This window comes from Citrobacter sp. U14242, assembly GCF_046555775.1.
Lineage (GTDB): Bacteria > Pseudomonadota > Gammaproteobacteria > Enterobacterales > Enterobacteriaceae > Citrobacter.
The window spans coordinates 361,894-373,671 of the sequence record NZ_JBKGLW010000001.1 but is presented as its reverse complement, the minus strand read 5'-3'; the positions used below and the strand labels follow the sequence as shown (position 1 = coordinate 373,671).

The 11,778-nt window shown below is 49.9% G+C and carries 6 protein-coding genes; 4 read left to right on the top strand and 2 right to left on the bottom strand.

From position 1 onward, the window contains the following. Positions 1-114: 114 nt before the first annotated feature. Positions 115-1,215, bottom strand: coding sequence for a porin OmpC (locus tag ACLJXE_RS01695; RefSeq protein ID WP_286629087.1), 1,101 nt, complete (start codon positions 1,213-1,215; stop codon positions 115-117). Between the two features lie 741 nt (positions 1,216-1,956). Between ACLJXE_RS01695 and rcsD the strand changes: the two genes are divergently transcribed. Beyond that, positions 1,957-4,626 (top strand): phosphotransferase RcsD, encoded by a 2,670-nt coding sequence (gene rcsD, locus ACLJXE_RS01690; RefSeq protein WP_410749922.1) that lies wholly within the window; start codon positions 1,957-1,959, stop codon positions 4,624-4,626. Positions 4,627-4,642: 16 nt separating this feature from the next. Next, positions 4,643-5,293 (top strand): response regulator transcription factor RcsB, encoded by a 651-nt coding sequence (gene rcsB, locus ACLJXE_RS01685; RefSeq protein ID WP_003027592.1) that lies wholly within the window; start codon positions 4,643-4,645, stop codon positions 5,291-5,293. A 112-nt stretch (positions 5,294-5,405) separates the two neighbouring features. Here the strand turns inward: rcsB and rcsC are convergent, their stop codons facing one another. Then, positions 5,406-8,252: a two-component system sensor histidine kinase RcsC gene (rcsC, locus tag ACLJXE_RS01680; RefSeq protein ID WP_410749921.1), complete on the bottom strand. Its 2,847-nt coding sequence runs from the start codon at positions 8,250-8,252 to the stop codon at positions 5,406-5,408. A 168-nt stretch (positions 8,253-8,420) separates the two neighbouring features. Between rcsC and atoS the strand changes: the two genes are divergently transcribed. Both atoS and atoC read left to right on the top strand, forming a co-directional pair. Continuing rightward, entirely contained in the window at positions 8,421-10,259 is a 1,839-nt protein-coding gene (atoS, locus tag ACLJXE_RS01675) for a two-component system sensor histidine kinase AtoS (protein ID WP_410749920.1), read from the top strand. After that, positions 10,256-11,641 carry an acetoacetate metabolism transcriptional regulator AtoC gene (atoC, locus tag ACLJXE_RS01670; protein ID WP_410749919.1) on the top strand — a complete coding sequence of 462 codons (1,386 nt, stop codon included), beginning with the start codon at positions 10,256-10,258 and terminating at the stop codon, positions 11,639-11,641. The genes atoS and atoC overlap by 4 nt, the downstream gene beginning before the upstream one ends. Positions 11,642-11,778 lie beyond the last annotated feature (137 nt).

The following is an 11,778-nucleotide window of genomic DNA, read 5'->3' as shown; positions in this document are numbered from 1 at the left end:
CGTGATTACCCTTATGAAAACGGGCGCAAGAGTACACCAAAAAAGAGTGTTTGTACGTCAAAAAAACGGCATTAAAAAAGGCCCCGTAGGGCCTTTGATAGAAATAAATGCAGATTAGAACTGGTAAACCAGACCCAGTGCTACGATATCATCAGTAGAGATACCTGCATTACGGGTGAACTGGTTGTCATCCAGCAGGTTGATTTTGTAATCAACATAGGTAGACATGTTTTTGTTGAAGTAGTAGGTCGCGCCAACATCAACATATTTCAGGATATCCTGGTCGCCGTAGCCATTGTCCAGATCTTTACCTTTGGACTGCAGGTATGCCACGGACGGACGCAGACCGAAGTCGAATTGATACTGAGCAACAGCTTCGAAGTTCTGTGCTTTGTTAGCCCAACCCAGTTTGCCGGCGCGCGTTGCGTTGTAAGTCTGGGTGTACTCTGCGGCCAGGTACACGTTGTTCGCGTCGTATTTCAGACCGCCAGTGTAGGTTTCAGCACGATCGCCGGTACCGAAGTTCAGCCGGTTCTGCTCATCAGTACGTTTGGAGCTGGTGACCGCGGTACCCAGGGAGAAGCCTTCGCCGATATCATAAGTGATAGATCCGCCGACGCCGTCACCGTTCTGATTCAGTGCGTCACGACCGTTGCCAGTCACGCCGGTCATGCCTTCACCTTCCGGACTACCGTTTTTACCCTGGTACTGCAGGGCAAAGTTCAGACCATCAACCAGACCGAAGAAATCAGTGTTACGGTAGGTTGCAAAGCCGTTACCACGCTGCTGCATGAAGTTGTCAGAACCGTAGGTATCGCCGCCGAATTCCGGCAGGACGTCGGTCCAGGACGTTACGTCATAAACAACGCCGTAGTTACGACCGTAGTCGAAAGAACCTGCATCAGCGAATTTCAGACCGGCAAACGCGACACGCGTCCAGGCATTGTTTTCGTTTTCAGAGGAGTTACCCATGATCTGGTATTCCCACTGGCCATAACCGGTCAGTTGGTCGTTAACCTGGGTTTCACCTTTGAAGCCGATACGCATATAGGTCTGATCACCATCTTTAGTAGAGTCATCAGAGAAATAGTGCAGACCGTCGACTTTACCGTACAGATCTAATTTGTTGCCGTCTTTGTTGTAAATTTCAGCCGCATTTGCTGCGCCTGCTACCAGCAGAGCCGGTACCAGGAGGGACAGTACTTTAACTTTCATGTTATTAACCCTCTGTTATATGCCTTTATTGCTTTTTTATGCCACTGCTCACTGGCTAACCCTCATTAACCAGTCGGCAACTTCATTCTCCGCAAAAACACAGAATAATCCAACACGAATATGATACTAATACTTTAAAGATGTTTCATTTGTCGATGTAGATGTTTCAAAATATTAACAAAAGGGAACTTTTTTTAATTAAGAAAATGGGATGAATAAGCACGAATAGTCAAGAATCATTATAAAATACATATAAATCAATTGATTACGAAAAATACAACCATAGCACTGAATGATAAAAAAAAATCTTCACTCGCAACTAAAATAGACTCGCTATCATCATTAACTTTATTTATTACCGTCATTCATTCATGAATGTCTGTTTACCCCTATTTCAACCGAATGCTCTGCGTTCGGTTTTTTTTTACCCTTCTTTACACAAACATCACTGTTCTGTGCTACCGATGAAAAACTATAACGACTATTAACTATCTCACCTGTTCACCATCACATATAAATCAGGCAAATAATTTCTTGTTATTTAATGCTAAACCAGTATGTTTCATACCTATATTTGTACTGATAGTGACCGACTGTACACGTTTGCATTGCCTGCCAGGCAACGATACACAGCAATAAAAAATGCAGCCCACCGTATGTTGCGTAAGTATGGCAATTCATACATTACCCTTTATACTGCCCCTTCATCTTTAGCGTCGTTTTAACAGGTCATAAACACGAATGAGTCAGTCTGACACAACGGCTTCTACCCGATTCTCCCTGCTTCCGGGAAGTATTACCCGTTTCTTCTTATTACTGATCGTGGTGCTGTTGGTGATGATGGGCGTAATGGTCCAGAGCGCGGTCAACACCTGGCTAAAAGATAAGAGCTATCAGATTGTCGATATCACCCACGCAATTCATAAAAGGGTGGATACCTGGCGGTACGTGACCTGGCAAATCTATGACAATATTGCAGCGACAGCCAACTCATCGACTGCCGACGGGTTACAGGAAACCCGACTCAAGCAAGATGTCTACTATCTTGAAAAACCCCGTAGAAAGACTGAAGCACTGATTTTCGGCTCGCATGACAGTTCTACGCTGGAAATGACCCAACGTATCTCAACCTATCTGGATACACTGTGGGGCGCGGAGAATGTCCCATGGTCAATGTATTATCTGAATGGTCAGGACAATAGCCTGATTCTTATCTCAACGCTGCCGCTGAAAGATCTCACCTCCGGCTTTAAAGAATCGACAATTGGCAACATTGTCGATTCACGCCGCGCTGAAATGTTACAACAGGCCAATGCGCTCGATGAGCGTGAAAGCTTCTCGTCCCTTCGCCGGTTGGTCTGGCAAAACGGCCATTACTTCACGTTACGCACAACCTTTAATCAGCCAGGACATCTGGCAACCGTGGTCGCGTTTGACCTGCCGATTAATGATTTGATCCCCCCGGGCATGCCGTTGGACAGCTTTCATCTGGAGCCTGATGCCACGTCTACGGCTGAGCATCTCAGTGAAAAAGAGTCGCCTGACAGCGTTAGCATCAACTTTAACAATAGCAAGATTGAGATCTCCTCAGCGCTAAATTCAACAGATATGCGACTGGTCTGGCAGGTTCCCTTTGGTTCATTACTGCTTGATACGCTGCAAAGCATTCTGCTACCACTGTTACTGAATATCGCTCTGCTGGCGCTGGCGCTGTTTGGCTATACCACTTTCCGCCACCTTCCTGCCCGCTCAAACGAAGTGGCGCCAAACCTTGTCGCAAATAATGAACTGCGGGTGCTTCGCGCAATCAATGAAGAAATTGTTTCGCTGCTGCCGCTGGGATTATTGGTACATGACCAGGAATCCAACCGCACGGTTATCAGCAATAAGATTGCCGACCACCTGCTGCCACATTTAAATCTGCAAAATATCACCAGCATGGCAGAGCAGCATCAGGGGGTCATTCAGGCCACCATCAATAATGAATTGTATGAGATCAGGCTGTTCCGCAGCCAGATCTCAGCCCGCACGCAGATCTTTATCATTCGCGACCAGGATCGCGAAGTACTGGTCAATAAAAAGCTGAAACAAGCGCAGCGACTGTATGAGAAAAACCAACAGGCTCGCGCCGCCTTTATGCAAAACATTGGTAGCGCACTGAAAGATCCTGCCAAAACGCTGGCCATAAATGCTGCCGCACTCAATACGCCCGACAGCCAGAAACTGGCAAACCAGGCAGACGTACTGGTACGTATGGTCGATGAGATTCAGTTGGCCAATCTTCTGGAAAGCGATGACTGGAAAAGTGAATCAACGCTGTTTTCCGTGCAGGCGTTAATTGACGACGTGGTACCTGAAGTACTGCCAGCCATCAAGCGTAAAGGGTTACAGCTGCTGATTAAAAATCACCTGAGCGCCAATGATGAGCGCCGCGGCGACCGCGGTGCCCTGCGTCATATTTTGCTGCTGCTCATGCAATATGCCGTGACCACGACGCCAATTGGCAAAATTACGCTGGACGTCGACCAGGATGAGTCGGAGGCAGAGCGTCTGACCTTCCGTATTCTGGATACGGGGGAAGGCGTCGCGCTGAATGAAATTGATAATCTGCACTTCCCGTTCATCAATGACACGCAGAGCGATCGATATGGCAAAGCTAATCCACTCACGTTCTGGTTGTGCGATCAGCTCGCGCGCAAACTGGGCGGACATCTAAATATTAAAGCGCGGGAAGAACTTGGAACGCGCTATATCGTCCATGTTAAGATGCCGCCGCATGACCAACATGCTGATAGTGAAGAACGGCTGTTGGATGATGTCTGCGTGATGGTTGACGTCACCTCGAATGACGTACGCAGCATTGTATTGCGTCAGCTGGAAAACTGGGGAGCAACCTGCATCACGCCCGATGAGCGACTGAATAGTCAAGAATATGATCTCTTTATCACTGATAATCCGTCTAATCTTACTGCCTCAGGCTTGCTTTTAAGCGATGATGAGTCTGGCGTGCGAAAAATTGGCCCCGGTCAGCTGCGCGTCAACTTTAATATGAGCAATGCTATGCAGGAGGCTGTCCTGGAGCTAATAGAAGAACAACTGGCGCAAGAAGAGATCCAGGAACTTCCCCTCGGCGGTGATGAAAACGCCGAACTTCATGCCAGTGGTTACTATGCACTCTTTGTGGACACAGTACCGGATGATGTTAAGAGGTTGTATACTGAGGCAGCAACCAGCGATTTCGCTGCGTTAGCCCAAACGGCCCATCGCCTGAAAGGCGTGTTTGCCATGCTTAATCTGGTACCCGGCAAGCAGTTATGTGAAGCGCTGGAACATCTTATTCAAGAGAAAGATGCTCCAGGTATAGAAAAGTACATCAGCGACATTGACGTTTACGTCAAGAGCTTGCTGTAGCAAGGTAGCCCAATACATGAACACTATGAACGTAATTATTGCCGATGACCATCCGATTGTACTGTTCGGTATTCGTAAATCACTTGAACAAATCGAGTGGGTGAACGTTGTCGGCGAATTTGAAGACTCCACTGCACTGATCAACAATTTGCCTAAATTAGATGCTCATGTGTTGATTACCGATCTCTCAATGCCGGGAGATAAATATGGTGATGGGATCACGTTAATTAAATATATCAAACGCCATTTCCCGAGCCTGTCGATCATCGTTTTGACCATGAACAACAACCCGGCCATCCTGAGCGCGGTACTGGATCTCGACATTGAAGGGATCGTGCTGAAACAAGGTGCGCCAACTGACCTGCCTAAGGCACTGGCGGCGCTGCAAAAAGGTAAGAAATTCACTCCGGAAAGTGTCTCTCGCCTGCTGGAAAAAATCAGCGCCAGCGGCTATGGCGACAAACGTCTGTCACCGAAAGAAAGTGAAGTTTTGCGCCTGTTTGCCGAAGGTTTCCTGGTGACTGAAATCGCTAAAAAGCTCAATCGCAGTATTAAAACCATCAGTAGCCAGAAAAAGTCTGCAATGATGAAGCTCGGCGTGGAAAATGATATCGCCCTGCTGAATTACCTGTCATCCGTGACGTTAAGCCCGTCAGACAAAGAGTAATTCGGTTTCATATCATCTGCCTGAAGGCACCGCGTTTATCTGGCCTACGAACAATACAGCGTTGAGTATGTTCTGTAGGCCGGATAAGGCAATCACCGCTCCCCTGCCTCTTTTATCCCCGCGTTTTTCTCACGCGTTCCGCATAGACCGTCAACGTCTGCTTCAGCACGTCTAACGTCACTGGCTTGGATAAACAGCTGTCCATTCCCGACTCCAGACAACGCTGCTTCTCTTCCGCCAGAGCATTGGCCGTCACACCAATAACCGGCAGCGTTAACCCCAGTTGGCGAATACGCTGCGTCAAGCGATAACCATCCATATTCGGCATGTTGACGTCGCTCAGCACGATATCAATATGGTTTTTACTCAACACATTGAGCGCGTCCACACCGTCGTTGGCGGTTTTACACTGATACCCCAACGATCCTAGCTGATCGGCCAGTAAACGACGGTTAATCGGATGATCGTCAACCACCAGAATCATCATGTCATCGTTTGTGGCTCCCATTTTGTCCGGAGCTGGCAACGCGGTGGAAAGCGCTTCACTGCCCAGTTCAACGCTGTAGATATGCGCCAGCAGCGCAGGCAACTCGTGCGGTGATGCCACGCTGTGCACCCACTCCCCAGGCGTTCTTTCCAGCGGAATACCAATGTGGCGACGACAGAAAATCACCGTGGCTCGTCCCTTCCACGTCTGATCCAGCACATCATCAGCAATCAACACATCATTTGCATCAGGTTGCTGCCCCTCATAACGCAGCACCGTCACCCCGGTACGCGTGAGGCTGGATTCGATAAAGTGATAGAGTGACGCGTTTCGTACGGCCAGCCAGCAGCGGGTACTGGCAAGACCCTCCACACTTTTATTCTGCGGGTACTGGGCACCATACAGCGGTATCCGCAGCGTAAACTGGCTCCCCATTCCCGGTTCGGAATCGACGGAAATATCCCCGTCCATCATGCTGATCAGTTTCTCACAGATAGCCAGACCCAACCCGGTCCCCTGGAAATTACGCTGCACGCCCGTCCCCACCTGGAAGAAAGGATCGAACAGACGAACGACTTCTTTGGCCGGGATCCCCACGCCAGTATCACGCACACGAATGCTGAGGTAGTCGCCGCTGCACTGAACATGCAGCACAATACAGCCAGTATCAGTGAATTTAATCGCATTACTCAACAGGTTAGAAATGACCTGCTGTAAGCGCATCGGATCGCCATTTAATGCCACAGGCACATCCGGTTCAATGAAACAGTACAATCCCAGTTGCTTGCGTACCACCAGCGGCAGATAGTTGGCCGTAATATGGCTCATCACTTCACGCGGTGAAAATTCACGCGGTTCAATCTTCAACTGTTCGGATTCGATTTTCGAGAAATCAAGAATATCGCTGATAATCTTCAACAACAGGCTGGAAGAGTTATTCATCGCCGTCACCAGGCGATCCACTCCGCTGGGCAGTTCTTTCGTTTGCAGCAGGTCAAGGTTACCGATAATGCCATACAGCGGCGTGCGTAGCTCATGACTCACCGTCGCAAGGAACATTGATTTTGACTGGCTGGCCTGTTCCGCTGCCTGCGCCATCTCCTGTAACGACTCTTCCATTTTCACGCGAGCACTCACATCGACCAGGACACATATCGCTACGTTCTCATTGCGATAACGTGAATGCACAAAGCTGATTTGCAGATTAGTATTATTGCTGGTCAATACATCGACGAAATTAACCTGCTGGCCGCAGATAATTTGCGTCAACCGTTGCCTGTCTTCATGCGTCAGCATGTTGAGATAGGTATGCGCCAGCTCGTTGCTCAGAATGTTAATGCCATCAATTGTGCGCAGAATACAAATACCGACCGGCGCAGAAGCCACAATTTTACGGTTAAACTGTTCATGCTCTTCCAGTCGCTGGGCATCGCTTTCCGCTGGAATAAAAATACGCCGCTCATACATGCGCGTCAGCATAAACAACGCCGCACCTACCAGCACATTCAGCAGAATCGCGTTCAGGATCATCATGCGTATCCGCTCCAGCACCAGATCGACCGGAACGGAGTAAACAATACTGAGCGAGGATGGCGGCAGGTTTTTCTTCAATACCAGATTGCGAAAACCTGGCGTATAGCCAAACCATGAACGCTCCTGCATCCAGCGCGGTTCAGACTTAATATTGCCTTCAGGACCGGTAAGTGAAATCAGCGCATGACCATTTTCATCAAGGATTGTCACCCCCATCGGCAAACTGCCCGGTGTGAAGAAGTTCTCCATGCGAATCGGTTGTTCCACACCCAGCAACGCCTGCAGGCGATTGGCAAGATAGACCGGCGTCAGCGCATAAAAATACCCCACCCCCGGACGTGGCCCCTGGCTTATCCAGAACAGGTTATTGCCGTTTTCTTCCTGTGGTGCATTGCGATACTTAATGATGCGCTCATGCAGCGCTTTCAGCGCCTCGTCACGTTCGACAGGCATATCCCGCAGACCAAAATTGGCCATACAGAGGTTATCGCTGCCGATCAGGAACACGCGGTTCAAATCATAAGCCGCTGAGAAATTGTCGCGCCAGTAGCGCATAAACCACGCCAATGACTCCAGCGAGCCACGCCAGGCATTACCCATCACCGCACAGTCGGAATCGGCAAACAGCGGTTCAAAATTCGGCACCACGGTTTTATCATCCCGTGCCCGCAATGACATCACGCCGTTTTCTGCCGTTAACCGGTTTTCAGCAATGTATTTCAGCTCTTTTATCACGTCAGAAGTACGCTGAATGTAGCGTTGGGCCTGATCGGAGCTGAGATTAAACTCCTGGCGGATCTCAGACTCTCGCTGGTGCAGCGCATTCACAATGTAGAACACCGAAGCAAAAGCAATCAGACACCAGACCAATAAGGCCAGCGCTCTGAACAGGTAGCGTGAGACTTTTAGAGTTGAATGAACGGAAGCAAGGTATTTCAAAGGGGCGAAGCTCCGCCTCAGGATATCAATAGAGTGTGGTTAAGGTAGCGGTAAATGTCCGGCGTCGCAATGCCCTCTCTTTACGGGAATATGATACACCGCTCTGACACCGTTGTCTTAACCCCTGATAATCGTCGTTTGCCTAAAAAACACTGCACGGATGTGAGAATGCGCAAGCTGAGATGGCTGACACGTCGTTTAACCCCGCGACGTTTACGCAACCAAATGATCATGATGGCCATTCTGATGGTCATTGTGCCGACGATTTCTATTGGTTATATCGTAGAAACCGAAGGCCGGTCAGCAGTCTTATCTGAAAAAGAGAAAAAACTGTCAGCGGTGCTCACTCTGCTTAACGGCGCGCTGGGCGATCGCTTTAGCCACTACGCGGATTTACCGCGTGAAGCGCGCATTCGGGCGCTGAATCTTGAGTTGGGCCCCATTACCGAACGGATCACCCAGGCATTTCCTGGCATTGGCGCGGGATATTACAACAAGGCACTGGATGCAATCATCACCTACGCCCCCTCTGCGCTGTATCAAAGTAATGTCGGTATCACCATCACCGACGATCACCCCGGACGCAAAGTGATGAGCAGCAACGCACCTGAGGTTTTTTCCGGACGACAGGTTCGTGGCGACATCCTCAACTCCATGATCCCCATCGAACGGCAGGGTGACGTCATTGGCTATATCTGGGCGAATGAACTGACGGAAGATATCCGCCAGCAAGCCTGGAAAATGGACGTCAGGATCATTGCCGTACTGGTTGCCGGACTCATCAGTAGCCTGCTGTTGATTGTGCTTTTTTCTCGCCGTCTCAGTGCGAATATCGACATTATCACCGACGGACTCTCCACGCTGGCGCAAAAAACACCAGCCCGCCTGCCTGAACTGCCCGGCGAACTGGGGCAAATCAGCCGCAGCGTCAATGCGCTGGCACAAACGCTTCGGGAAACCAAAACCCTTAACGACCTGATTATTGAAAACGCAGCAGACGGCGTCATTGCAATCGACAGACAGGGTGATGTCACCACCATGAACCCGGCGGCAGAGCAAATCACTGGCTATCAGCTTCATGAACTGGTCGGACAACCCTATGCAACCCTCTTTGCCGATACTCAGTTCTCCAGCCCGGTACTGGATACACTGGAGCACGGCACCGAACATGTCGCCCAGGAGGTGAGTTTTCCTGGCCGCGACCGCACCATTGAAATAAGCGTCACCACCAGCCGGATCCATAACGCGCATGGCGAGCTAATCGGCGCTCTGGTGATCTTCTCTGATTTAACTGCCCGCAAAGAGACACAGCGCCGGCTGGCACAAACGGAAAGGCTCGCGACGCTCGGCGAGTTGATGGCGGGAGTGGCGCATGAGGTACGTAACCCGCTGACGGCAATCCGTGGCTATGTACAGATCATCCGCCAGCAAACATCTTTACCAGAACATCAGGAATATTTATCCGTTGTGCTGAACGAAATTGACTCAATCAATAAAGTCATCCAGCAACTGTTAGATTTCTCGCGCCCGCGACAAAGCCAGTGGCAGCAGGTACGGCTCAATGCGTTGATTGAAGAAACGCTGATCCTCGTGCAAACCTCGGGTCTACAGGCCCGAATCGCGTTTATCACGGAATTAGATGCCAGCCTGCCAGCTATCGTCGCCGATCGCGAACTCCTCAAGCAGGTGATCCTCAATATTTTAATCAATGCGGTGCAGGCAATCGCCGCACGGGGCGAAATTCGAATCCGCACCTGGCAATACTCAGCCTCACAGCAGGCGGTGATGATTGAAGATAATGGCAACGGTATCGATATTGCCATTCAGAAGAAAATATTCGACCCCTTCTTTACGACCAAAGCGTCAGGTACGGGTCTTGGACTGGCGCTAAGCCAGCGCATTATCAACGCGCATCAGGGGGATATCCTCGTGACAAGTATGCCGGGCTGCGGCGCAACCTTCACCCTGATTTTACCTCTAAACCCGCAGGGAAATCCGTCAGAATGAAAACGACCTACCGTATTCTCATCGTTGATGACGAAGAAAATGTTCGCCGTATGCTTACCACTGCGTTTTCCCTGCAAGGGCATGAGACGCACTGCGCCAGCAATGGAAAAGCCGCGCTGACTCTGTTTGCTGATACGCATCCTGACGTGGTACTGATGGACATCCGTATGCCAGAGATGGACGGTATTGATGCACTGAAAGTCATGCGCGCCCAGCAACCGCGGATCCCCGTTATTCTGATGACGGCCTACGCCGAAGTGGAGACCGCAGTGGAAGCTCTCCGTAGCGGCGCGTTTGACTATGTGATTAAACCCTTTGATTTGGATGAGCTCAATCTGGTCATTCAGCGCGCGCTACAGCTTCAGGCAATGAAGCAGGAGATCCGCAATCTACATCAGGCGCTAAGCACCAGCTGGCAGTGGGGGCATATCCTGACTAACAGCCCGGTGATGATGGATATTTGTAAAGACACGGCAAAAATCGCCCTCTCACAGGCGAACGTACTGATTAGCGGTGAAAGTGGCACAGGAAAAGAGTTGATTGCCCGCGCCATCCATTACAACAGCAGACGCGCCAACGGTCCCTTTATCAAAATCAACTGTGCGGCTTTACCGGAATCCTTACTGGAAAGCGAACTGTTTGGTCACGAAAAGGGGGCATTTACCGGTGCACAAACCCTACGCCAGGGGCTGTTCGAACGCGCGCATCAGGGAACGCTTCTGCTCGACGAAATTGGTGAAATGCCACTGGTTCTGCAGGCCAAACTGCTGCGTATTTTGCAGGAAAGAGAGTTCGAGCGCATCGGCGGACACCAAACTATCCGCGTCGATATCCGTATTGTTGCCGCCACCAACCGCTGCCTGCAAACAATGGTGAAGGAAGGAACGTTCCGCGAAGACCTGTTTTATCGGCTTAACGTGATTCATCTGACCCTTCCCCCGTTACGCGAACGCCGCGAAGACATCGCCCTGTTAGCGAATCACTTTTTACAAAAATTTAGTTCGGAAAATCAGCGGGATATCATTGAGATCGATCCTACGGCGATGTCCATGCTTACCGCCTGGCCATGGCCAGGAAACATTCGTGAACTGTCTAACGTCATCGAACGTGCAGTGGTCATGAATACCGGCGCGGTGATTTTTGCCGAAGACCTGCCTGCGCAGTTCCGATCGCCTGTCAGTACCGTAACAGAAGTAAAAGCGGTTCAAACCGGAGAACGCAATCTGAAGGAAGAAATTAAGCGTGAGGAAAAACGCATCATCCTTGAGGTGCTCGACAATCAGGATGGCAACCGTACCCGAACAGCGCTAATGCTGGGGATCAGTCGGCGCGCTCTGATGTACAAACTGCAAGAGTATGGTATTGACCCGTCAGGCTCCTGATACCTAAATTTGCTATGCAGAATTTTGCACACTGCGCAAAACTCTGCATAGCAACTCCACCGTCCCCTCACCAGCCAGTAAAAAATAAATCATAAAATTCAAATAATTAAAAAATAATTTCGCCACTTTTCATTCTG